This is a genomic window from Roseibium sp. HPY-6 (assembly GCF_040530035.1).
Classification (GTDB): Bacteria; Pseudomonadota; Alphaproteobacteria; order Rhizobiales; family Stappiaceae; genus Roseibium.
Genome location: NZ_JBEWCD010000002.1, coordinates 1,827,548 through 1,851,641 on the forward strand (window position 1 = coordinate 1,827,548; position 24,094 = coordinate 1,851,641).

The window sequence follows — 24,094 nt, forward strand, 5'->3', positions numbered from 1 at the left end:
CTTTGGAGGATCTGATAATGATAGGCACCGAGCGCCTTGTAAGGAAAATGGTGTTCCGGAATTGCTGACCTTGTAGGGATAAAGTGAAGGGATTGGCTCACATTGATGTTCGACTGGGCCTACAGGAAGAGACTGAAAGACGATCTGGAAGCATGGGTCGCCAAGGGTTGGGTCACCTCATCCGGCGCTGCGTCCATCTTGCGGGAACAGGAAGAAGAGGACGGCCGGTCCAGATTGCCAATGGCATTGGCGGGCATCGGCATGGTTTGTGTTGCTCTTGCGCTCTTTGCGTTCATTGCCGCAAATTGGGCGGCAATCCCCAAGACAGCCAAGCTGATCGGCATTGCAGCGCTGCTAATCGCAAGCCACGCGGCCGCCGCCCGCATGGCTTTGAGAGGGAAAAAGGGCGCTGCGGATCTGCTGACCGGATTTGCGACCCTCGTGTTTTTGGGCGGAATGGCACTGGTCGGGCAGATTTTCCACTTGCCGGAAGACTGGGCTGGAGGCGCTTTTCTTGTTTGCCTCGGCGGATTGGCAGCTGCCTGGCTGACCGGTTCAAAGGCATCATTGACCGTTGCAGCGGTTGCAGCTGTTGTCTGGCAGTTCACCCGCGAAGGCCTTGGGCAGGCACCGCTTGTCGAGGACATCTTGGGTCTGTTGATGCTCGCAGCTGTTTTTGTTCATGCGATCATCTACCCGTCGCGCCTGTCGCGCTGGCTGGCAATCAGTCTTTTGTGGGTAACCTATGGCAGATGGTTCGCGGAGACAGCGGAGATTGCTTCTGCCGGTGATGATTTTGGCGTGGCAATGGCGCTCGCAGGCGGCGGTGGACTTGCCGTGCTCATGCTCGTGCTCGACCCGATTGCCGATCTGTTCGTGAAGTGGTCCAGCAACCTGCCCAAGCGCAGTCATGGGCATTGGTTGATGGGAAGGTCTCTCCAGGACGCGGGGTTTTTGGTGCTGTGTACGCTCGTCGTTGTGGCGCTCGTGCTCGTTCCGGAAATCTCATCGGGTGTTGAGGCCGCAGGGATGCTCGCGCTTCCGGCCTTGATCCCTTTTTTACTTGCGGTGCTGCTGGTGACTTGCGGAGCCGTCCTTTCCTATAAGACCATAAAATCTCAAGGCTTCTTCGCGTCTGTCGGTTTTGCGCTTGTCGCTATCATACTGCCCATTGCAACGCTTAACGCGATCCTGTTAGCCGCAATAAGCATGGCTTCCCTCGTTGGTCTGTGCGCACTGGCGACCTGGTATAACAACCGGTTCTGGATGTTATGTGCCTATCTCGGGCTGACCGCTGTTTCTCTTTGGCTCCTGCAAGTCACCATAGGGTCTCTTCTCGGCCAGTCCGTCTTTTTCCTGGTTGCGGGTGTGCTGCTGCTTGCTGTTGCAATCTGGCTCGCGCGTCTCATTGCGAAATCGAACCGTACGACTGGACCCGGGTCTGAAGCGCAGGAGACTGCCCAATGAGCGCGGAAACAGCGGTTCCTGGCGAGGTTACAAAACTCATCTTCCGGTCCCCTTTGGTGCGCTGGGGGCTTCTTGCGCTGATACAGCTGGCACTGATTTCGCTACCGCTTGTTGATCGACTGCAAGTTCAGTTCTCGGGCGAAACAGAGCGGCTCGCGCTTGATCCCGTGGATCCGCGGGATCTCCTTCGCGGTGACTATGTCATTATCAATCTTGCGATTTCTCGTCTTTCAAAGGATCTGCCGGGTGCAGACACGGTTCAGCCGGGAGACTCGGTGTTCGTCGGTCTTCGAAGCGAAACACCTGCCGCGCAGCCCACAAAAATCTCAAGGCAGCCCGCAGAGGCCGGCACGATGGCGATGAAGGGCTTTGTTCTGTCTGTGACGGACCGCGACATCCGCATTGATTACGGGATCGACGCCTTTTTCGTTCCGGAAGGCGAGGGCAAGGTCATTGAAACGCTGGACACCGATCGCATGCTTCTTGAGGTTGCGATTACAGATGATGGCCGCTCCCTGCCTTTGACGCTTTTGGTGGATGGTAAAGCGTTCAGATCTGACGGGACTTTTTGACGCCGGCAGCCTCTGCGGTTATGAGCGCGCTATCGATCGGGAAACGAACCGATCAACCTCGCCACCTTTCGGGGATCACGGAGCCGATTTTGAGTTCACGTCAACTTACATCTGACCCTGCGCTTGAGACGCTGATGCTGCCTTTGGAAACGGAAGCAATCGAGCTTGAGCCAGCTGCGAGAGTGTTGTTCCTGCGGGCGCGTGCAGGCCATGCATTGGCTGCCATAAGTGATCAAATGCTGGTTTGCGTGCAGAGCTTTGCACCTGACAGGGATGCCCTTCAAAAATCCCGTTTCAACGTTGTTGCCGAGACACCGGAAGACAATTTTGATGCCGCGTTCGTCCTGCCGGGGCGCCAAAGACAGGAGTCGCGCGCCCAGCTCGCCGCTGCTGCCGCGAAGCTGCGCGAAGGTGGTATCCTCGTTGCCTGTGCGCCGAACGCGGAAGGAGCCAAATCGCTCGAAAAGGATCTGTCCGATCTTTTGGGCGGCAGTCAGAAGCTCATCAAAAACAAGTGCCGCGTTGTTTGGGAAGCCATCCGGTCAACCGCTGTAGACGCGGCCCTTCTGGAAGAATGGAGCCGTCTTGACGCACCCAGGAAGGTGCTGGACGGGGCCTATGTCAGCCGGCCCGGGGTTTTTGCCTGGGACCGCATTGATCCGGCATCGAAGCTATTGGGTGACCTGTTGCCGGATACGCTGAAAGGCAAGGGGGCCGACCTGGGTGCCGGGTTCGGTTATCTGGCCAGAACGGTTCTTGAAAAAGCGCCAAAGGTAGCGGGCATGGATCTTTACGAAGCGGAGAAACGGGCCCTGGATCTCGCAGAGGAAAACCTCAAAGTCTTCAAAGGCAAAAGGTCGATGCACGGGATCTGGTGCGACGTCACAAGGGGCATTGAAGGTCCCTACGACTTCATCATTTCAAATCCTCCCTTCCATCAGGCTGGAAAGGCGGACCGTGCGGATGTCGGCCAGGGATTTATCAGGGCGGCGGCGGCTGGTTTGCGTCCGGGGGGAGAGTTTTACATGGTCGCCAATCGGCATCTGCCTTACGAGAAGACACTGGTGGAAGTCTTTGCCAGCGTGACGCAGTTGGCGGACGAGGGCGGCTACAAGGTCATTCGTGCGACCAAGGGCAAAGGGGCACACCGCAATGCGTCTCGTTAAGCTTCTCGCCAATCTCGGTTACGGCAGCCGCAAGGAAATGCAGATAGCGATCCGCAATGGCTGGGTCACTGATGCGAACGGCAACCGGTTGAAAGCAGACAGCAAGACCGCACATGCGGAGATCCTGTTCGACGATCAGCCGCTCGACCCGGCGCAGGGCGTTGTTCTTCTGATGAACAAACCGCTTGGCTATACATGTTCTGCCAAGGATCAGGGCCGCCTCGTCTACGACCTCCTGCCTGATCGTTTTCGCGTTCGCAAACCGGCCCTTTCGACGATCGGCCGCCTGGACAAGGAAACGTCCGGCCTGCTGCTCTTCACCGATGACGGCACGTTTCTGCACCGCGTGATCTCACCGAAGTCGGATGTTCCCAAGGTCTATGAGGTCGCGTTGGACCGGCCTCTGAACGGAAGTGAGGCAACCCTCTTTGCCTCCGGTGAGATGATGCTGGAGAGCGAGGACAAACCGCTCAAACCGGCAGGGTTTGAGGTCATTGATGAAAATAGTGCGCGCCTGACCCTTCATGAAGGCCGCTACCATCAGGTCCGCCGCATGTTCGCGGCCACCGGCAATCATGTGACGGAACTCAAGCGAAGCCAGGTTGGTGCTTTGGGGCTGGACGGCGTCGGCGAGGGCGAGTGGAAAGTTCTTTCTGACGCTGAAAAGTCGCTGATCTTTCAATGAAGCCGGAATGAACCAAAACGCCCGGCAGAAATCAGTGCCGGGCGACAGCGCGTATTAGCGAAGTCGTGACTGCTCGCCAGTCAGCCTTTGGACGCGCGCGCCGCAAGGGCGATTGCAATGTAGCTCCAGCCGTTGACGAGAACCGAAACACCGGCAATCAGACCAAGCGCCCAGGACGCCGATCCGGGCAGATCCATCCAGATCATGATCCCGGCAGCGAGTGAAACCACTCCGGCGATGAGTACCCACACCCAGCCTTCATGCGGCTTGAGCTTGAAGGCAAGCAGGATCTGGCTGATGCCCTGTGCAGCGAAGATGGCCGCCAGGAGCAAAGTCAGCGTGAAAGCGCCTACGATGGGGTTCACATAAATCAGGATGCCACCGATCACGGCAACGATCCCGGTGATCAGGTTCCACAGGAAACTGGAGGTCCCCTTCGTCTTGAAGGCATTGTAGATCTGGACGAGACCACCGATGAACAGAACGGCCGCGATCAGAATCGTTACGGCGATGGATGTTGCAAGAGGTGCGGCGATGAGGATGATACCTCCAATCACCAGCGCGACGCCGAGGGCCAGAAACCAGCCCCAGTTCTCCTGGATTTTCGCCTTCATGTCTTCCACAGCCTGAAGCGCATCTGCCATTTTGACCTCCTCACGTTCCGGTTGCTTCGGCACCGTAACCGCTTCGCGCAAAATCGCAAAATATTGATGACATTTCGTAAGGTTAGCTGCGAAACAGCAGTTATCTTGACAAGTGATGTGTATATGCACACAAAGGGAATTATGGAAGAAGACGATTTTTCACTGTGCGTGCTCAACAACGCACGAAAGGCCGCACGCGCCGTGAGCCGCCATTATGATCGCCTTGCCCGCCCGATCGGAATGACCGCCGGGCAGTTTTCCGTGCTTGTCGCCATACGCCAGGCTCGAAACGCGAGCACGAGCGAACTTGCCGGTCGGCTGTCCATGGACCGGACAACACTGGTCCGTAACATCGCGCTGGTGGAACGCAAAGGCCTTGTCGTTTCGGCACAGGCGCGAGACGCAAGAAGCAAGCGATACGCTTTGACCGGAGAGGGCGAAGCTCTTCTGGAGAAGGCGTTGCCGCTTTGGCGGAAGGCGCAAAACGACGTTGAGACACATCTGGGTAGTGAAGAGTTTTTGAAAACAATCAACGCGTTACAAAGACTTTCGAAACTTTGAAACAGGCGACTTGAATCAACTTCTCAAGCGCCTTGAGCACCGCTTGAACACGAAATTCGTGACAGGGCAAAACTGGCAATAGCAAAATGAGGACAATATGCGTCGGGTAGTCGTAACAGGAATGGGAATTGTCTCACCGGTGGGAACAGGGCTTGATGCATTTTGGAACCGTGTGACGGCGGGCGCAAACGGTATTCGCCGGATAAGCCATTTCGATCCGAGCGACCTTGCCTGCCAGATCGCTGGCGAAGTGCCTTCCAAGGACGAAGACGAGCACGGCTTTGATGTCGACGCGGTTATGGAGCCGCGCGAGCAAAGACGCTCGGACCGGTTCATCCATTTCGCGATGGCAGCAGCACAGGAAGCCCTCGCGCGATCCGGCTGGGCGCCGGAAACAGATGAACAAAAGGAACGCACCGGTACGATCATCGCGACCGGTGTCGGGGGCTTCCCCGCGATGACCGCAGGTACCCGTCTAGTTGACGAAAAGGGACCGCGCCGGGCGTCACCTTTTCTGGTGCCATCGTTTCTCGCAAATCTTGCCGCTGGTCAGGTGTCGATCCGCTTCGGCCTGAAAGGTCCCATCGGCGCACCGGTCACAGCCTGTGCCGCCAGCCTTCAGGCTCTGGGCGATGCCACCAGGCTGATCCGCAGCGGCGAAGCCGATGTCATGGTGGCGGGCGGCACCGAGGCCTGTATCGACAAGGTTTCTTACGCCGGCTTTTGTGCGGCAAAGGCCATGTCGTCTAAACGCAATGACGACCCTGCGCATGCATCGCGCCCGTTCGATCAGGATCGCGACGGCTTCATCATGGGCGAAGGCTCAGGCATTCTCGTTCTGGAGGAAATGGAGCACGCGAAGGCACGCGGAGCTAACATTCTAGCGGAACTCAAGGGCTATGGAACGACGGCCGATGCATTTCACGTCACCGCTTCTTCGCCCGATGGAGAAGGTGGATTGCGGGCCATGCGTCACGCCTTGTCATCCGCTGACCTGACACCGGCCGATATCGGTTACGTCAATGCGCATTCCACCTCGACCCCGGTGGGCGATGCCGCCGAAATCGCTGCGCTGACGAGGCTGTTTGAGGGAAGGGGCAAGGATCTGGCGGTTTCCTCATCTAAATCGATGTTCGGACATCTCCTGGGTGCAGCAGGGGCTGTCGAAGCGGTGGCCTGCGTCATGGCGCTGACGAGCGGGCAGCTTCCGCCCTCCCGCAATCTCGAAGCGCCCGACGAGGCCATGACAAGGTTCGAGATGGTTCCCGGCAAGTCAATCGACCGGCAGGTCGACCACGTCCTTACAAACGGCTTCGGCTTTGGCGGCGTGAACGCCAGCGCAGTCTTTTCACGCGTATAGGGCTCTCGCTGTCTCTGATTGAATGAGTGCACCTGCCTGATCCTCAGACGTGTTCATGGGGCCGTGGCAGGTGCGTTTCACGTGCATTGCTTCGGCCATATTCGGGTAACGTCAAAGTCTTGCCCGCAACCTTCGGCTTTCCCGGGATCTTGATGCCTAAGAATTCCCTCGAGTTTCCCTGGCGCTATCCTGGTGAGATCTAACCACCGTCATCCCGGCCGAGCGCAGCGTGAGCCGGGATCGGGGAGCTAGAAGCGTTCATTTTTTTCACCAGACAACCGGCACGGTGCCTCACCGGTCCCGGATCTCCGCTCGCGCTGCGTCCGGGATGACGATGGTGAAACCGCGTAGAACCTGATGCGACGCTGGTCTTAAACTGCTGGCTCCTCGGTTCAGCCAAGGAGTTCCTGAATTGAGACAGGGCGGTGTTTGCTGAAAGGTGTGTTTATTGGGGCTTGGAATTTTCGTTGTTCCCATATATGAGAAAAGTCTCATTTTAGGGAAAATGCAATGAATGACATGGACCAGGATATCGGCCAGCGAATTGCGACTTTGCGCAAGGCACGGGATTGGCCGTTGGAGTTGCTCGCCGAGAAGTCCGGTGTCAGCCGGGCGACACTGTCGCGCATTGAACGGGGCGATACCAGCCCGACTGCGGTCGTCCTCGGTCAATTGGCGCGGGCGTTTGAAATATCGATGGCCGACCTCTTCGGCTTCAGCGCCCCGACACTCGACGCCAGAATGGCGCGCAACGATCAGTCCGTCTGGCAGGACCCGGCAACCGGCTTTCGCCGCCGCAGCGTTTCACCTGCAACAAACGGTTTCCGGGGCAGTGTGATCGAAGGCGAACTGCCGGCCGGCGAGACGATTTCCTATGCCTTGCCGCCGCTGCCGGATCTGGAGCACCATCTCGTGCTGCTTGAGGGAAAACTGGAAATGACGATCGGTGAAGCACGCTACGAACTTCAGCCGGGCGATTGCCTGCGTTTCAGGCTGAACGCGGCCAACGCCTACCATGCGCCGGGGCCGGGTCCCGCGCGCTACCTTCTGACGGTGATAACACCATGACAGAGTTTCGGCCTGACCCCCCTCTCTATCTCCTGTCGCCTGATGAGGTTCAGGCATCGCTGACCGCTCTTGGCGGCCTTCTCAAGGCATGCGTCGAAGAAGGCGCCGGGATTGGATTCATTCTGCCCCTGTCGCAAGAAAGAGCGGAAGACTTCTGGTCAGCACAATTGCCCGCGGTCGAAGCAGGTTCATCGTTTGTCGTGATCGCTCGGCAAGACGACGAAATCGTCGGAGTGGTCATGCTCGTCCTTGCACCGCAGGATAATGGCCGGCACCGCGCAGATGTCGCAAAGCTGATGGTGCATCCCAACCATCGCCGCAAGGGAATTGCCCGAAAGCTGATGCGCGCAATCGACCATCTAGCGATGTCTCGAGACCGATGGTTGCTGGTGCTAGACACCGTCACCGGCGACCGCGCCGAACAGCTTTATCCGACTTGCGGCTACCGGAAAGTCGGCATCATCCCGGACTATGCTTATGGCAGCCACGGCACACTTGACGCGACCACAGTGTTTTACAAGGACCTGAGGTGAGAGAGCTGGTCGCTGCCTGTCCTTCAGGACAGACTGTCACGGCTTGCCAGATATCGTCATCCCCGACTTGATCGGGGATCCATATGCTCAAACTCGAGAATCTCAGTCCTCACAGAACTTTCCGGTATCCAGTTTGCACTGTCTTTGGCGTGTGTGTTCGCGCCAAGCAGCCTCACTGTAGGATTTATAGTTCGGGTAGGTTTTGCCGGAACACGTTATGCTCGCTATCGAACGACCGCTTGCGGTGTTGTAATCCCACGACTTTTTAGCTTTTTCGCAAGCCTCATCTGAAAATGAAATTTTTGAGCTAGTGTTCGCCGACGAATTTCCGCTCTCCGGCGAACTTCCGCTCTGACTACTCGACTGGCAGCTAATCAAGGAGGCGCTGAACAGCACAACCAAAACAGGTTTCAGGAAACATGGCGTTTTTCTCATCTCGTCCAACCAGTTACACGCATTGATTCTTAGTTCGATACACTATGCGTATAACAACAAAACTTATGATTGCGTGAGAAATTGGAGGCGCGGATCGTCAATGATTTATGCGCCGCAAAAGCGCTCCTCAGCTTTCTTCTGCAAGCATTTCCAGTTCCAGCCACTGCTCCTCTGCAGCATCCTTTTCCGCTGTCAGGTCAGTGATCTGTTGCGAGAGCTTGGAAAAACGGTCCGGGTTCTTTGCGTAGAGCTGCGGGTCGTTCATTTCGCTTTGAAGCTTTTCGAGCTTTGCTTCAAGTTGCTCGATCGTGTCGGGCAGGGTCTTCAAAAGATGCTGCTGCGTAAAGGTCAGTTTCGATTTTGCTTTAGAAGTTTCCGCCGAACCGTTTGAAGGACTCTGTTTTTCCCGTTTTGGCGGCGCAGCTTTTTCAACTTTGCGCACGGTGACACCTTCCCCGCGCTGAGCAAGCATATCGGTGTAACCTCCGGCATATTCACGCCACAGACCATCCCCTTCTGAAACGATCACCGAGGTTGCGACGCGGTCGAGAAAGTCGCGGTCGTGCGAAACGATCAAGGCAGTGCCCTTGTAGTCGGCAAGCAGCTCCTGCAGAAGGTCGAGCGTTTCGAGATCAAGATCGTTGGTCGGCTCGTCAAGCACCATCATGTTGGATTTGTTGGCGAGCGCGCGCGCCAGCATGGCGCGGGCACGCTCACCACCCGACAGGACGCCAACAGGTGTACGGGCCTGTTCTGGCGAAAACAGGAAATCCTTCATGTAGGACATCACATGCTTGGTCTCGTCACCCAGCACAACAGTGTCGCCACGTCCGCCGGTGAGCACCGAGGACAATGTGTCGGTCAAGTCGAGTTTTTCACGTTTCTGATCGAGCGTGACCATCTCAAGGTTCGTACCCAGCCGGTTTGTGCCCGTGTCGGGAGCAAGCTCACCTGTCAGCATCTTCAAGAGTGTGGTTTTTCCCGCGCCGTTCGGTCCGACAAAGCCGACCCGGTCGCCGCGCTGGATACGCGAGGAGAAGTCCTTCACGATGACGCGGTCGCCAAAGGTCTTTGAAATTTCCTTGGCCTCGATGACAAGCTTTCCAGAAACATCCCCGTCACTTGCGTTCAGTTTTGCCGTGCCCTGCGGGCCGCGATGCTCGCGCTTCTGTTTTCTGAGTTCGGCAAGCTCACGCACCCGGCGCATGTTGCGCTTGCGCCGTGCGGTGACGCCATAGGTCATCCAGTGCTCTTCCCGCTTGATCTTCTGAGCCAGCTTTTGCTGGTCGATCTCCTCCTGTTCGAACACCTCGTCCCGCCAGGCTTCGAAATGGCTGAAACCCTTGTCCATGCGACGGGAGACACCGCGGTCTATCCAGACCGTGGCGCGCGAGAGATTTTCCAGAAAGCGGCGGTCATGCGAGATCAGCACGAGCGCGGATTTCAGGCTTTTCAGTTCTGTTTCCAGCCACTCGATCGCCGGCAGATCCAGGTGGTTGGTCGGTTCGTCCAGAAGCAGGATGTCCGGTTCGGGTGCGAGTGTGCGCGCAAGTGCTGCACGCCGCGCTTCACCGCCGGAGAGCGCTTTTGGATCTTCCTTGCCGGTGAGCCCGAGCACCTCAAGGAGATACGCGCCGCGATAGGGATCGTCGCCCTCGGTCAGACCCTCGTTCACGTAATCGATCGTAGATCCATACATCGACAGGTCCGGATCCTGCGGGAGATACCGAACGGTTCGTCCGGGCTGAAAGAAACGCTCTCCCGTGTCCATTTCGACCTGACCGGCGGCGATCTTCAAAAGCGTCGACTTACCCGAGCCGTTTCTGCCGACCAGACAGATCCGGTCGCCTTCGGAAACGGACAGTTCAGCACCGGTCAGTAGCGGTGTGCCTCCGAAGGTCAGGTTGACGTCTTTGAGCGTAAGAAGGGGCGGAGCCATGACAGCCTGTCTGATGGTCGAAAGATCGGCGCTTGGTTTACTCATCAAGCCGGGTCCGCGCAAGCCGCAAACCGGGTTCGAAAGCGGGCGGGAATAAGGTGTTCTGGATTTTTGATCGTAAGGCACCGGATTTTTGCCGGGAATTGCGCTATGCTTGTCTCGTGGTCAGGGGCCTGTCGTCATATCACCGGCTGAAAAGCCGGAAGGAGACTTTAGATGTTTGATCTGATCAAGGGTCCCGATTTTTCCGGGAAAATCGTCAGGAGACTGCGGTCCATCGGACTTGCGATTGTCCTTGGTATCGCCGGTACCGCGCTGACGGGTGTTTCGCTGCCAGGTACCGCCAAGGCGGACTCGTTTTATGTCGGCACAGGCGGCGTTGGTTTCGCATTCGGGACACGTGGTTATCGGGGGGGTGTCTTCTACGGCGGCTATCGTGGCGGCTTTGCCGGTCCGCCGTTCCGTCCCTATGGTCCGCCATACTATTACCATCCCTATGACAGACGCGCCTATCCCTACCGATCGCGTGTTTATGTTGCCCCGCGCCGATATGTCAGGCCGCCGCTCTATATCGCGCCGCGAGGGCGTTATGTGGCACCCCGGGGAGCCTATGTCGGGCAACCGCAGCGCGTTCCCTATACAAAGACCGGTCTGGCGCCCTTTACCCCGCAATGGGTCGCTTATTGCTCGAGGAAGTTCAAATCGTTTAACCCGAACACAGGCACGTATCTGGCCTATAGCGGAAAGTATCGTTTTTGCCGCTAAGATTGTAATTTTATTTCGTGCCCGTTTAACGAATTAAACGGCGCTTTTGGAGAATCGGAGAAATTTTTTCCTGCCTGATCGCAAAAAGTGCAAAAACATCGCCTTTTTGCGGCGATCGGTGAAATATGCCGTTAGGGGATGCTTGATTGCGCGCAAAGAGCGTGGAATCTTGTCCACTATCGTTTCCAAAGCTTCAACTATAACCCAAGAGGGGAGAGCGATATGTTCAAGTCCATGCGTGTGACAGCGCTTGCGGCTGCTTTGATGGCAGCGACTTCACTGACCGCCTTTGCAGAAGTGGTTTACCACCGTGGCAACACTGCCGATCCGGAGACCCTGGATCAGCACAAGACATCGACCACCTATGAAGCGCACATCCTGCGTGATCTTTACGAAGGTCTTGTTGCCTACGATGCCGCGGGTCAGGTCATTCCGGGCGTTGCCAAAGACTGGAACGTCGCAGAAGACGGCATGGTCTACACGTTCAATCTGCGCGACGATGCCAAGTGGTCGAATGGCGATCCGGTCGTTGCGGGCGACTTTGTCTATTCCCTGCAGCGCATCATGACGCCGGAAACCGGTGCGAAATACGCCAACATTCTGTATCCGATCAAGAACGCGGAGAAGGTCAACAAGGGCGAACTCGCACCCGAGGAAATTGGTGTGAAGGCTCTGGACGATCTCACACTTGAAATCACGCTTGAATCGCCAACCCCTTACTTCATCGAACAGCTGACGCACCAGACCGGCTTGCCGGTGCATCCTGCGACTGTCGAGGCGCACGGCACCGATTTCGTCAAGCCCGAGAACATCGTCACCAACGGTGCTTACACGCTGGCAGAGTTCATTCCGAACGCGCACGTGAAAACGGTCAAAAATCCGAATTTCCACGATGCCGAGAACGTTCAGATTGACACCGTCTATTTCTATCCGACGGAAGATCGCGGAGCTGCGCTTCGCCGTTTCCAGGCCGGTGAGCTGCACACAAACAACGACGCCCCGACCGAACAGGTTGCCTTCATGCAGGAAAACCTGGGTGATCAGTTCCGGGTCGCGCCGTATCTGGGCACCTACTACTACGCCCTGAACCACGAAGACGAAACGCTCAGCAACCCCGACGTCCGCCAGGCACTCTCCATGGCGATCGACCGAGAGTTCCTTGCGGATGAAATCTGGGGCTCGACGATGGTCGCCGGATACTCTTTCGTGCCGCCGGGCATCGGAAACTACGGTGAGCCGGCCTTCGCCGACTACATGGATATGTCCCAGATCGATCGCGAAGAAAAGGCGATGGAACTTCTGGAAAAGGCAGGCTTCGGTCCGGGCAACCCGGTCAAGCTGACCATCAACTACAACACGTCCGAGAACCACAAAAACACGGCCGTTGCGATTGCAGATATGTGGAAGCCTCTCGGCGTTGAAGTCGCCATGGTCAACACAGATACCAAGACCCACTACGCAATGCTGCGCGACCGCCAGGATTTCGACGTGGCCCGTGCCGGCTGGATTGGTGACTATTCCGACCCGCAGAACTTCCTTTTCATGGTTGAAAGCGACAACACCGGTTTCAACTATGCACGCTACGAGAACCCGGAATATGACGCATTGATGGATGAGGCGGCTGCAACCGTCGATCTGGAAAAGCGTGCCGGCATCCTGAAGCAGGCGGAAGAAATGTTCATGCGCGACCTGCCGTTCATTCCGCTCATGTACTACGGCTCCATGAACATGGTCTCCGACAAGGTGTCAGGATTTGAGGACAATCTCCTCAACGTTCATCCGACCCGATTCATGAGCATTTCCGAGTAACCTGAACAAAAGAACCGGCAGGGCATTCCCTGCCGGTTTTTGCAAGGCGGCATAAAAAAGACCGCCGGCACAACAACAGGGGCAGAACCTATGCACCGCTATGTGCTCGGTCGATTGCTAAGTGCAATCCCGACCCTCTTCCTGATCGTCACAATCTCGTTCTTCCTGATCCGGATCGCGCCCGGTGGTCCGTTTGACTTGGAGCGCCCGCTGGAAGCCAAGGTGATGGAGAATCTGAACAAGATCTACCATCTCGACGAGCCGCTCTGGAACCAGTACCTGCTCTATCTGAAGAGCATCGTTCAGCTGGATTTCGGACCAAGCTTCTATTTCCGCGATTTTTCGATCAATGAGTTGTTCGCCCAGAGCCTGCCCATTTCCATCCAGCTCGGACTGACCGCATTGTGCCTGGCACTCGTGGTTGGCGGAACGCTCGGGGTCATCGCAGCGTTGAGACAGAACCGTGCAACGGATTACTCCGTCATGGCGGCTGCAACGCTTGGTGTTACGATACCCAATTTCGTCGTCGCGCCCATACTTACGCTCATACTCGGCGTCTGGCTCGGCTGGCTGCCCGTGGGTGGTTGGAACGGCGGCGCATTCGTCAATGTCATTTTACCGGTGGTCACGCTGGCGTTGCCTCAAATCGCCGTGGTTGCCCGCCTTACGCGCGGATCCATGATCGAAGCACTCCGGTCAAACCACGTTCGCACTGCACGGGCCTATGGTCTTACCGGCTACATGGTCGTCGTCGTACATGCGCTCAGGGGTGCGATCCTGCCGGTTGTCTCCTATCTTGGGCCCGCAGCGGCGGCCCTTTTGACCGGCTCGGTGGTGATCGAGACCATTTTCGGCATTCCCGGTATTGGCCGATATTTCGTCCAGGGTGCGCTCAATCGTGACTATACGCTTGTGATGGGCACCGTGGTTGTGGTCGCCTGCTTCGTCATTCTGTTCAACCTCATCGTGGATCTGCTTTATGCGCTTCTCGATCCGCGCGTGCGCTACGATTGAGGAGGAGCGGCCAATGACACTCACTGTTTCAAACAACGAAGCGCCTGCACGGGGCCGGTCTCTTTGGGATGACGCAAGAGATCGCTTGCTGGCCAACAGGGCGGCTGTCGCCAGCATGTTCGTGCTGGTCGCAATTACGCTCCTGTCCATCCTCGGTCCAGCCTTGTCGCCTCACCAGTTCGATACGGTCTACCGGGATTACGTAAGGGTTCCCGCAAGTCTTGAAGCGTATCCACGTCCTGAGCAGGTCGAACCCGCATTTATGTCTGTTGCCAAACGAGCGCGCATGACGGTGGATACCTACGAGCGGGACGGGGACACGATTATTGCCAGCGTGACCTCCAAACGCGAAATCGACCCGCGTTCCAACCGCTATTTCGACCGCAGCAATCTCTTCAAGAATGCGGAACTGACCGATCTTTCCGCAGACGGGAAATCAGCCACCATTCGTGCCGACATCAATTTCATGCATTTCTACTTCGGCACCGATGCCAATGGCCGGGACATGATGACCCGGACATTTATCGCCGGGCGCGTCTCGCTGACGATCGGACTGCTGGCAACCGTCGTCGCGATCTCGATCGGTGTGATATATGGCGCAACCTCAGGCTATCTGGGTGGTCGCGTCGACCAGATGATGATGCGTGTTGTCGATATACTCTATTCGCTGCCCTTCATTTTCTTCGTCATCATGCTGGTGGTCTTTTTCGGACGGAACTTCATTTTGATGTTCATTGCTGTCGGGGCCGTGGAATGGCTGGATATGGCGCGTATCGTGCGGGGCCAGACGCTCAGCATCAAACGTCAGGAATATGTGCAGGCCGCCGAAGCCATGGGTGTCGCGGATGGCGGTATTCTGCGCCGGCACATCATACCCAACACCCTCGGACCGGTGGTTGTCTACATGACCCTGCTCGTGCCGAAGGTCATCCTCCTTGAAAGCTTCCTGTCCTTCCTGGGTCTTGGCATTCAGGAGCCGATGACTAGTTGGGGCGTGCTGATTTCCGAAGGAGCCCGGAACCTTCAGGGCGCTGCCTGGATGCTCATCTTCCCCTCGATCTTTCTGACATCGACCCTGTTCGCGCTGAACTTTATCGGCGACGGCTTGCGCGACGCGCTGGATCCGAAGGACCGGTGAGGAGACGACCATGACAAAAGAAAACAACAAGACAGTCCTCTCCATTCGGGATCTCAAAGTCGATTTCGCAACGGCCACCGGCACGGTGAATGCCGTGCGCGGCGTCGACATTCATGTCGAAGCGGGCGAAACGGTTGCCATTGTCGGCGAGAGCGGTTCGGGCAAGAGCCAGACCATGATGGCGGCGATGGGACTTCTTGCGTCCAACGGCCGAACGGAAGGCGAGGTGGTTTACGAAGATCGCAATATCCTGGGTTTGCCGATCAGCAAGTTGAATGACATTCGCGGCAAGAAGATCACGATGATTTTCCAGGAGCCGATGACGTCGCTCGACCCGCTTTATACGATCGGCCGTCAGCTTGCCGAACCCATGGTGGTTCACGGCGGGTTAAGCTGGAAAGCAGCCAAGGCCAAGGCACTTGATCTCCTGAAGCTGGTGAACATTCCCGAACCGGAACGCAAGATCAAGGCGTACCCCTATGAAATGTCCGGTGGCCAGCGGCAACGCGTGATGATCGCCATGGCGCTTGCCAACGATCCGGATGTGCTGATTGCCGACGAGCCGACCACTGCGCTCGATGTGACAACGCAGGCGCAGATCCTGGATCTTCTTCGGGATCTGCAAAAACGCCTCGGGATGGCGGTGATCTTCATCACGCACGACCTTGGGATCGTCCGCCGGATCTCGGACCGAGTTTATGTGATGAAAACGGGGGAGGTGGTGGAAAGCGGTGAAACCGCCAGGATCTTCACGCAGCCCGAACATCCCTACACCAAGATGCTACTCGACGCGGAACCGACCGGGCACAAACCACCCGTGCCGGAAAGCACTCCCGTGCTCCTTGAAGCCCAGAGAGTGGAGGTCGAGTTTGAGCTGGAATCCGGGTTTCTGCAGCCCAAACACGTGCTCCGTGCCGTCGACAATATCAGCTTCTCCCTGCGCAAGGGGCAGACGCTCGGGATCGTGGGAGAGAGCGGGTCCGGAAAGTCCACGCTTGGACGCGCCATTCTCAATCTGCTACCCGCCGGTGGAAGGGTCGTGTTTCACGGCCAGCAGATTTCCGGGCTGGATCGCACGGCCATGCGCGCCCTTCGGAAGGACATGCAGCTGATCTTTCAGGATCCATTCGGTTCGCTCAGTCCGAGAATGACCGTTGGGCAGATCATTTCAGAGGGCCTGCTGGTGCATGAACCCTCTCTTTCCGCCAAGGACAGGGACCTCCGTGCCTGCCAGGCCTTGGAAGAGGTGTCCCTCGATCCGGTGATGCGAAACCGGTATCCGCATGAATTTTCAGGCGGCCAGCGGCAACGCATCGCGATTGCACGGACGATGGTTCTGAAACCGGAACTGGTCGTGTTGGACGAGCCGACGTCGGCTTTGGACCGCACGATCCAGAAACAGGTTGTCGAGCTTCTGCGTAATCTGCAGACGGCCAATGATCTGACTTATCTCTTCATTTCCCATGACCTTGCCGTTGTTCGGGCGCTTTCCGACACGGTCATGGTCATGCAACATGGAAAGGTCGTTGAAGCCGGAACGGCGGACGCCATTTTCGAAGCGCCCAAACAGGATTATACGCGGGAACTTATTGGTGCTGCGATGCTGACGCAGCAGCAGATGATGGAGACGGCCTGATACCGGCGACACGATCTGAAGCTCAGTGCGTTTCCAGAAAAATCTGGTCCGGTTCCTTTTCACAAAGCGCCTGCAGTCGTTCCGGATCGTTGCCATAGTAGCGCGGCGCCAGCAGGGTCGCACTCGCAAAAATGTGCGACTTCAGGGACTGGGTTGCGGTGTCGACGTCTTTTGCTTCCAGGGCATCCAGGACGTTCTCGTGCTGTACGACGTTGGGGTGTGTCCAGGAATCGTCCGGTCTCGGGTTGGGTAGCATGATCCGTTGTAGCATCATGGCAGTTCTTACGAGCATCGGCTCCAGGGCCGTCATGCCGGCGCGCTTGAAAATCTGAAGGTGAAAATCCCTGTCGATTTCTGCGCAGGCGAACGTGTCTCGCAGACGGCGCGATTCCAGGAACTGCTGGTCAAGCTTGCGCAATTCGGCAAGATCGTCTGCAGAAATCGCCTCTGCAGCTTCAATCAGACCGGTGGTTTCGATGCTGACCCTGAGCCGTAGCAGCAGCATGGCCTCAGACACGGACGGATCTGTCACAAAGGTTCCCTGATAGCCCCTTCGAACCACAAGCCCGCATTCCTGCAAAAGCATGAGGGCTTCCCGTATCGTGCTTTGTGAGCAAGCATAGTCCTTCGCAAACATTTGCTCGGTCATCGGACTGTCCGGAGTCAACTGCCCTGTCAGAATTCTGCCCTTCAGATCCTGAAACACAAACTCTGACTTGCGGGTACGCTTGTCACCCGAAACATCTCTTGCTTGCGACGTCTTTTCCGCAGCAACGTCAATGGTCACTTTGTTGCCCCCGCCACTGGCATCAGATTTTTGCTGCACCAGAAGTGTCCCAAGGCTGAAAGTCGGATAGGACACTCGCACTATTGGCCGATTTTCCGCCAGCGGCAGTCAGTCGGTCAATGGCGTCAGCCCAAGTTTTTCAGCCTTCTTTCCGTATCGTATGGTCTGTCCGCATTTCTCGGGGACATGCCGCACCAGAAACAGGATTTGCGCCAAAAATACGCAGCGGCAGCATAGATACTTAAACGACTGTCAAATTTGCTGATATCGATAACAACGACGGTGTTAGAGGTTGGCAACCCTCAAAGCCGGATCTCCAGTAACATAATCGCGAGCAACCCGCCGTTGCGTTCAACAAGCCTGCGAGGAGTGTCTGGGCACGCTCCAGTCTAGGCGGCAGCCTGCTCCAGCATTGATATCCAGTTGCGGCATGCAAGTCTCTCAAGCGATTGCGTGCTGAAGCCGCGTGCTCTCAACCGGTCGAAAAGCAAAGGAAGGCCGGTCACGTCATGAAGATCTTTCGGCGGCATGCAGCCGTCGAAATCGGAACCCAAACCGACATGGTCTTCGCCCAGATGATCGGTCAGATAGGCGATGTGATCCGCAACAACATCCAGGGAAGTGTCCTTTTTGTAGCCGCCGTCGGGCCGGAGAAACCCGACGTGAAAATTCACGCCGACAAGCCCACCGCTTTCCTTGATGGCAGCCAGCTGCGCGTCCGTAAGGTTTCTGCTGCTTGCGCAAATGGCATGCGCATTGGAATGGCTGGCGACAATCGGTCTGTCCGTGATCTTCGCAAGATCCCAGAAGCCCTTTTCATTGAGGTGTGAAACGTCCAGGAGAATGCCAAGCTTGTTGCACGTCCTGACAAGCTCGCGCCCGGCATCTGTCAGACCGGGGCCGATATCCGGCGACGCCGGGTGAGACATCGGAACACCGTATCCAAACGCGTTTGCGCGGCTCCACACCAGACCGATGGAGCGCAAGCCCCGCTGATAAAAGTCCTCAAGGGCGCGGAAATCCGTATCAATCGCTTCAGCGCCTTCGATATGGAGGCTGACCGCTATTTTCCCGGCGTTCACGGTTTCCAAGTTTTCGTCCGGTGACTTGCAGATGACAACGGAACCAGATGATGCAGCCGCAATGCTTTCGGCGCGTTCAAACAGCCGATTTGTGAACGCGAGTGCCTGGTCCTGCGGCACTTCCTGAAAATTCACAGGGTTGTTGGGGTCAAAAGCCTTGGAGAAATCCTGATCCGGATTGGACGGGACAAACATGGCGAAAAGACCGCCGGCGAAATGTGCCTCCCGTGCACGTTCGAAATCGATGTGGCCCTTGTCCGTACGATCGAAAAAGCTGCGCTCCTGACCTTTGATCGCGTCAATCTCGAGTTTGAGCAGCGTGTCGTTGTGACCATCGAAAACGGGAAACAGGGTGTTTGAAACGTCGTTTGGCACGAAATGTCCTTGAATGAAGCTTGGAACCCGAAAGGGGATGACAGGGTTGTGAACCCAATCTAGGCATTCATGCACAGAATGTAAGGCGCTTGTCAGAATGTGACTTGCAACTGTTGAAAACCTGGCCCAAGAAAAGGGCCGGATTTTTTGGGCGTCACGATGCGACACTTGCCGCTGAAGGAGAATTTGTCTGTGACCGAGACTGGACTGCTCTCACGCCGCACATTGATGACAGGCAGCGTTTTGCTTGCAGGTGCTGCCCTTACCGGGTGCCAGACGGTGGTCGGCCTGCCGGATCAGGCGGAATTGCCGGACGAGAATTTCGACTATGCCACTGCCTATGCGGAGCTGCCTGATGGCGATTTCACGTGGCCGGCAGTGAACTATCAGAACTTTGACGAGAGCTACCTGCGTCAGGTCGTGGAGTACAGAACCCGCGAGATGCCGGGCACGATCATTGTCGACCCTTACAACAACTACCTTTACTGGACGCTCGGCAACAAAAAAGCACTTCGCTACGGCATTGGTGTCGGCCGGGCCGGATTTGCCTGGAACGGAGAGGCACTGATCCGCGTCAAGCGGGAACATCCGATCTGGCGTCCTCCACGGGAGATGATTGCGCGCAAGCCTTCTTTGGAACGGTACTGGGAAAAAGGATTTCCGCCCGGCTTGAGAAACCCGCTTGGCGCACGCGCCATGGATCTTTGGCAGGGTTCAACAGATACGCTCTACCGTATCCATGGGACAAACCAGCCGTCTTCTATTGGCAAGAGCGTTTCGTCCGGCTGTATCCGGATGTGGCAGCAGGACGTGATCGATCTCTTCAACCGTGTCCCGCTGCGTACGAAGGTGGTTGTTCTCGGCAAGGACCCCAACGCGGAAGCGTAACGCCGGTCGCGAAGACGTCCTCAGGTTAGCGCCACATCGTGCAGAACCGCGCCGAAATGGCAAACGGCGGCGGCAAGCACGAATGCATGCCAGATGGCGTTTTGAAACGGAAGGCGTTTCCAGGCGTAAAAGATCGTGCCGGTCGTGTAGAGAACGCCGCCCGCGAGGATCATGTAGAAGCCGAAACTCGAGGCTTTCTCGATCAGGGGATTGGCAGCAAATACAACCACCCAGCCGAGGCCGAGATAAATCGGCACCGTCAACCGCTCGGTGCGTGACAGATGGAACAGTTTGAGCAGAGCCCCCGTGAGCGCACCTGTCCAGACGACCGCAAGCAGAATGCCGCCAGTCCAGCCGCCAATGATAACGGCGGCAAGCGGTGTGTAAGTTCCCGCGATCATGAGGAAAATTGCGGCGTGATCAAGTCGCCTCAGGAGGCCTGACTTGTGATCCTTGGCAAGCATGTTGTAGAGCGCGGAACAGATGAGCATCGTCATCAGGCAGGCAGCATAAATCATGACTGTGATTTGCCGCGTGGGGTCTTCGTTGTTCCACAAGGTCACTGCAAGGATAATCGAAGCGGTGAGACCGAGGCAGATGCCTAACGCGTGAATTGCTCCGTCGGCAATCATCTCTGCAAGGCTCTGCGTCCTGAATTCCGTCATGCAGCTGTTCCCTGGCTATGGCGTTGAATCATGTTCCAGTGCGATGGAGCTGTAGGCACAGGCCAGCGCGATCAGGACGCCCATGGTCACGAATATCGAGGTGAAATCCGCGCCCATCGCCAAAAGCACGCTTCCAAGCGTTACGCCGAGTGTGCCGCCGACAAGCCGTGCGCTGATGATGAGGCCGCTGACTTCGCCCTGTTTGTCCCTCGGCACTGCGTTTGCGGCAATGCGCCCGGTCGGGATCATCGCAAATGGCAAGAAAACACCCCAAAGAAGCAAGGTCAGCGCCAGTACCCAATAATTTTCGAGGAGCATAACAAGGCCGATCAGAATGCAGGAGACGGCAAGCAAGGCCATTGAAACGAGCACCGGTTTGCGTGACCCATACTTATCCGAAAATTTTCCGGCAGGTGCGGCCAGGATCGGCATCGGAAGAACCGCGATGACTGTGCCAAGTCCTGCCCAGAACGCGGAATAGGACAATTCGAGCTGGAGAAAGTGCGGCACGTAGATGGCGACCACAATCTTGCTCATCTGCGTGAGCAGGATAATCATTGTACTTGCGTGAAACGGGGGCAGTTTGAAAAGGCGTACGTCGATGAGCGGTTTGGCCGTTCGGGATTCGTAAACAGCAAAGATTGCAAGTCCAACGATTCCACCGACGATCGTTCCGGCAATAACGGGTGATATCCAACCGAAGTCCGGACCTTCCATCAGACCGAAGATGAAGGCCGTAAGTCCGATCAGAAGAAGAACCAGGCCGATCGGGTCAATCATCGGACGGGGGCGCGGGTTTTCCGGGTTGCGCCAGAGGATGCAGGCAAGAGTACATCCTGCGACAACAACGGGGATGTTGATCCAGAAGACCCAGCGCCAGGACAGAAAGTCCGTCAGGATGCCCCCAAGCAGCGGACCTGCCGCCAGAAAAATCGTCGCCATCGAGGCGAGGGTTCCGATCGCTCGGCCCCGCTCGTTTTCATCAAAGGTCAGTGTTGCCGCCGCAAGTGTCATGGGAAACATGATCGCGGCGCAGAAGCCCTGGACGACCCGCATCGAAATCAGGATGGCAATGTTTTCCGAAAAGCCGGCGACGAGGCTCGAGGCCGCGAAAACGATGCTGCAGGCGATGAGTGCGGGGCGGAAGCCGAACAGATCAATCGCTTTGCCCCCGACCGCGGCAAAGCAGGTGAACGCGAGCATGTAAGCGTTGATGATCCAGTGTGTTGTTGTCGCCGAAAGCTGGAAGTGGTCCCGTATGGCCGGCAGCGAAACGCCCAGGACAGTCTCATCGAGCATAACAAGACCGCCGAGGCACCCAACGGCAAGGACAAGGCCCCGTTTACGCTCTTTTTCAGGTAGTGCCATTCTGCGACGTTCCTAATGCCTGGCGGGACATTGGCTGACATGTCCACAAAACGATTTTTACCTTAAGTCACCATCGAGAGATTAACATAGCTGATTTTACAACAGGATTTCAGGAGGCGGTTTCTTCCGTACCGAACCCCAACGTGGAAAGCGCCCGGTCGGACAGCTTGCTCCAGGTTAAAAGCGTGTCCGCCAGAATGGCGGCAGGACTGTCGTCAGGATCTGAAGCCCGCCTGACACACCACCAGTCGAGAAACATGCCATCATCGGCAATTGGTTTGGCAACCAGGGTGCCGTCTGCCAGCTCCGGTTCGATGGCCCATTGACTGAACAGAGCAACTCCGAAGTTGGCGCGTACCAGATCGATGACCGCCTCCGGTGTCGGCATCGACGTCAGGCGTCTGAAGGGTTCCACGGGCGGGCCGAGAAGCGTTGTCCAGTCAAAGCCGGGTTCTGCGGCAAGCGGGTACACGAAAAAGCGTTCATCGCCCATATTGAGGCTGTTGACGACCGGTTCTGCGGCAAGCGGATGATTTCTCGACATGACCGCCACAATCGGGTCCGATCCGAGTTTGACGGACGTGAACTGGGCATGGGCCGGCTCACGCCCGAAGACGAGCGACACATCAACCGACCCGTTCACCAGCGATGCGAGCGGATGCGACGTCGCGCTGGCTGACAGGTCAACCGTCAGTCCCCGGTCTTCCTTTTCAAGATATTCGAGGAAGGCCGGAAACCAGTGGTATCGGCTGTAGGTCGCCTGACCCAACCGCACAAGCAGACGTTTCTGCTGTTCTGAAGCTTCAAGTTCCTGCTCGAGCCTAAACAGTTCCGCCAGGAACGTTTCTCCGAGGCGGCGCAGCCGCTCGCCTCCTGGCGTCAGATGCAAGCCTGTTTCACCGCGCTGGACGAGCGTCAGGCCAACCCGGCGCTCCGCTTCACGCAGCCGGTGAGAGGCCGCCGACTGGGTAATACCAAGACGTGCGGCGGAAAGCGTCATGCTTCCGGTTTCCTGAATGGCGGAAAGCAGAGTCAGATGGTGAATGGCAAGCTTTGGGATCATGGGTGTATGAAAACACTTCATGAAACAAATGAAAACTAAGAATTTCATTTGTAGTGAAATGCGAGGTAACAGGAATGCATGTCAAACCGCTTACTCCCTCGCTTCAGCTTCAGTCCGGCAGTAGCAACGCTCACGATCATCGTGGCTGCACTTTGTTTCGGACTTGTGCCCGTTTTTGTCCGCGAATTGCAGGATATGGGAACCGGTGCAGCGACGATCGCGCTCTATCGCTATGGCATCTCGGTCCTCGTTCTGCTGCCTTTCGTTCCGAGAGCCCGGCACAAGCGCGGTCCGGCCCTTTTGCTGGCGGGCGCGGGAGCCGTTTTCGCACTCAGCATGATCGGATACGTGGAAGCAATCAGCGTCGCGCCGCTGGCGGCCGCCGGTGTGGTCTATATGTCTTACCCCGCTTTCGCTGCATTCTTCGCATGGGTGTTGCTCAAGCAGGCGCTGTCCTGGCGAGCCTTTGCAGCGGTAGGGCTCGTCATTGGCGCGGCTGCGCTCCTGCTTGACCCCGCATCCTTGTCTCCGGAGGTCTTTACCGCGCTGATCTGGGCAATTCCGACACCCGTTGCGTTTGGTTTTCTGATCGTTGTCCTGAGTGGCCTGGCCAGCGATCTCAGCGCGCTGGAACGCGCAGTCAGCACCTTGATCGGTTCGATCTTAGGGCTCCTTCCGATTGCCATTCACGAAAGTGGCGGCGCAATTCTGCCCTCGACGCTGAACGGCTGGTGGCTCGTGATACTCATGGGTCTGATCACCGCGCTGATCCCGCAGCTCATGTATACGATTGCCTGCCAGAAGATCGGTCCGATGCGCACAGCCGCGGCCGGGAGTTTTGAACTCCCTACGATGTTTCTCATCGGCTGGCTCGTCTTCGGTGAAAATTTCGGGTTGCTCGAGCTGATTTGCGCCGTTCTTGTTCTTTCGGCCATTGTGGTGGCACCGGCGCCTGGAGCGGGCCCGGCGAGGTCAGCACGGCCGGTCGCCGTCAATTGATCTGTCGTTGCACCGTGTTTCTGGAAATGATTGTAAAAAACAGATATCTCCCATCCGCCCGGACAAGTTAGAAGC

At 57.0% G+C, this 24,094-nt stretch carries 22 protein-coding genes; 15 read left to right on the forward strand and 7 right to left on the reverse strand.

The window, feature by feature from the left end:
- The first annotated feature begins 105 nt into the window (after positions 1–105).
- The 4 genes from ABVF61_RS19705 (at position 106) to ABVF61_RS19720 (ending at position 3,890) form a co-directional block, all read left to right on the forward strand.
- Complete coding sequence (locus tag ABVF61_RS19705) at positions 106–1,467, forward strand: DUF2157 domain-containing protein (RefSeq protein WP_353995234.1); 1,362 nt, start codon at positions 106–108, stop codon at positions 1,465–1,467.
- Positions 1,464–2,039, forward strand: coding sequence for a GDYXXLXY domain-containing protein (locus tag ABVF61_RS19710; protein WP_353995235.1), 576 nt, complete (start codon positions 1,464–1,466; stop codon positions 2,037–2,039). The genes ABVF61_RS19705 and ABVF61_RS19710 overlap by 4 nt, the downstream gene beginning before the upstream one ends.
- A gap of 89 nt (positions 2,040–2,128) precedes the next feature.
- Entirely contained in the window at positions 2,129–3,205 is a 1,077-nt protein-coding gene (locus ABVF61_RS19715; protein ID WP_353995236.1) for a class I SAM-dependent methyltransferase, read from the forward strand.
- A complete protein-coding gene (locus ABVF61_RS19720) occupies positions 3,192–3,890 on the forward strand; it encodes a pseudouridine synthase (protein WP_353995237.1) in 699 nt (232 codons plus the stop codon). Before ABVF61_RS19715 ends, ABVF61_RS19720 begins: the two co-directional genes overlap by 14 nt.
- An 80-nt stretch (positions 3,891–3,970) precedes the next feature.
- On the opposite strand, the gene ABVF61_RS19725 is transcribed toward ABVF61_RS19720, so the two are convergent.
- Positions 3,971–4,534, reverse strand: coding sequence for an HdeD family acid-resistance protein (locus tag ABVF61_RS19725; protein ID WP_353995238.1), 564 nt, complete (start codon positions 4,532–4,534; stop codon positions 3,971–3,973).
- A gap of 123 nt (positions 4,535–4,657) precedes the next feature.
- Between ABVF61_RS19725 and ABVF61_RS19730 the strand changes: the two genes are divergently transcribed.
- From ABVF61_RS19730 to ABVF61_RS19745, 4 genes are all read left to right on the forward strand, one after another.
- Positions 4,658–5,095 carry a MarR family winged helix-turn-helix transcriptional regulator gene (locus ABVF61_RS19730; protein WP_353995239.1) on the forward strand — a complete coding sequence of 146 codons (438 nt, stop codon included), beginning with the start codon at positions 4,658–4,660 and terminating at the stop codon, positions 5,093–5,095.
- A 97-nt stretch (positions 5,096–5,192) separates the two neighbouring features.
- On the forward strand, positions 5,193–6,455 hold the full coding sequence (gene fabF, locus ABVF61_RS19735; RefSeq protein ID WP_353995240.1) for a beta-ketoacyl-ACP synthase II: 1,263 nt from the start codon (positions 5,193–5,195) through the stop codon (positions 6,453–6,455).
- 510 nt (positions 6,456–6,965) lie between these two features.
- A complete protein-coding gene (locus ABVF61_RS19740; RefSeq protein WP_353995241.1) occupies positions 6,966–7,523 on the forward strand; it encodes a helix-turn-helix domain-containing protein in 558 nt (185 codons plus the stop codon).
- Positions 7,520–8,056, forward strand: a complete 537-nt coding sequence (locus tag ABVF61_RS19745; protein ID WP_353995242.1) for a GNAT family N-acetyltransferase — start codon at positions 7,520–7,522, stop codon at positions 8,054–8,056. Before ABVF61_RS19740 ends, ABVF61_RS19745 begins: the two co-directional genes overlap by 4 nt.
- 562 nt (positions 8,057–8,618) lie before the next feature.
- On the opposite strand, the gene ABVF61_RS19750 is transcribed toward ABVF61_RS19745, so the two are convergent.
- Complete coding sequence (locus tag ABVF61_RS19750) at positions 8,619–10,430, reverse strand: ATP-binding cassette domain-containing protein (protein WP_353996462.1); 1,812 nt, start codon at positions 10,428–10,430, stop codon at positions 8,619–8,621.
- Between the two features lie 216 nt (positions 10,431–10,646).
- Between ABVF61_RS19750 and ABVF61_RS19755 the strand changes: the two genes are divergently transcribed.
- The 5 genes from ABVF61_RS19755 (at position 10,647) to ABVF61_RS19775 (ending at position 16,792) form a co-directional block, all read left to right on the forward strand.
- Entirely contained in the window at positions 10,647–11,195 is a 549-nt protein-coding gene (locus ABVF61_RS19755) for a BA14K family protein (RefSeq protein ID WP_353995243.1), read from the forward strand.
- A 222-nt stretch (positions 11,196–11,417) separates the two neighbouring features.
- The gene (locus ABVF61_RS19760; protein ID WP_353995244.1) at positions 11,418–13,004 is read left to right on the forward strand and encodes a peptide ABC transporter substrate-binding protein; all 1,587 of its coding nucleotides are present in this window, start codon (positions 11,418–11,420) and stop codon (positions 13,002–13,004) included.
- A gap of 90 nt (positions 13,005–13,094) precedes the next feature.
- Entirely contained in the window at positions 13,095–14,018 is a 924-nt protein-coding gene (oppB, locus tag ABVF61_RS19765) for an oligopeptide ABC transporter permease OppB (RefSeq protein ID WP_353995245.1), read from the forward strand.
- A gap of 13 nt (positions 14,019–14,031) precedes the next feature.
- Positions 14,032–15,156: an ABC transporter permease subunit gene (locus ABVF61_RS19770; RefSeq protein ID WP_353995246.1), complete on the forward strand. Its 1,125-nt coding sequence runs from the start codon at positions 14,032–14,034 to the stop codon at positions 15,154–15,156.
- 10 nt (positions 15,157–15,166) lie between these two features.
- Positions 15,167–16,792 (forward strand): ABC transporter ATP-binding protein, encoded by a 1,626-nt coding sequence (locus tag ABVF61_RS19775; RefSeq protein ID WP_353995247.1) that lies wholly within the window; start codon positions 15,167–15,169, stop codon positions 16,790–16,792.
- A 22-nt stretch (positions 16,793–16,814) separates the two neighbouring features.
- Here ABVF61_RS19775 and ABVF61_RS19780 read toward each other — a convergent pair whose 3' ends face one another.
- Positions 16,815–17,618: a GntR family transcriptional regulator gene (locus ABVF61_RS19780; protein ID WP_353995248.1), complete on the reverse strand. Its 804-nt coding sequence runs from the start codon at positions 17,616–17,618 to the stop codon at positions 16,815–16,817.
- 350 nt (positions 17,619–17,968) lie between these two features.
- A complete protein-coding gene (locus tag ABVF61_RS19785) occupies positions 17,969–19,036 on the reverse strand; it encodes a dipeptidase (protein ID WP_353995249.1) in 1,068 nt (355 codons plus the stop codon).
- Positions 19,037–19,195: 159 nt separating this feature from the next.
- Here ABVF61_RS19785 and ABVF61_RS19790 point away from each other — a divergent pair, with 159 nt between their 5' ends.
- Positions 19,196–19,924: a L,D-transpeptidase family protein gene (locus ABVF61_RS19790; RefSeq protein WP_502949982.1), complete on the forward strand. Its 729-nt coding sequence runs from the start codon at positions 19,196–19,198 to the stop codon at positions 19,922–19,924.
- 20 nt (positions 19,925–19,944) lie between these two features.
- Here ABVF61_RS19790 and trhA read toward each other — a convergent pair whose 3' ends face one another.
- The 3 genes from trhA to ABVF61_RS19805 form a co-directional block, all read right to left on the reverse strand.
- Positions 19,945–20,589 (reverse strand): PAQR family membrane homeostasis protein TrhA, encoded by a 645-nt coding sequence (trhA, locus tag ABVF61_RS19795; protein WP_353995250.1) that lies wholly within the window; start codon positions 20,587–20,589, stop codon positions 19,945–19,947.
- 15 nt (positions 20,590–20,604) lie between these two features.
- The gene (locus ABVF61_RS19800) at positions 20,605–21,957 is read right to left on the reverse strand and encodes an MFS transporter (RefSeq protein WP_353995251.1); all 1,353 of its coding nucleotides are present in this window, start codon (positions 21,955–21,957) and stop codon (positions 20,605–20,607) included.
- 109 nt (positions 21,958–22,066) lie between these two features.
- Positions 22,067–23,068: a LysR family transcriptional regulator gene (locus tag ABVF61_RS19805; RefSeq protein WP_353995252.1), complete on the reverse strand. Its 1,002-nt coding sequence runs from the start codon at positions 23,066–23,068 to the stop codon at positions 22,067–22,069.
- 30 nt (positions 23,069–23,098) lie between these two features.
- On the opposite strand from ABVF61_RS19805, the gene ABVF61_RS19810 reads away from it, so the two are divergent.
- On the forward strand, positions 23,099–24,019 hold the full coding sequence (locus ABVF61_RS19810) for a DMT family transporter (RefSeq protein ID WP_353995253.1): 921 nt from the start codon (positions 23,099–23,101) through the stop codon (positions 24,017–24,019).
- The last annotated feature ends 75 nt before the right edge of the window (positions 24,020–24,094 follow it).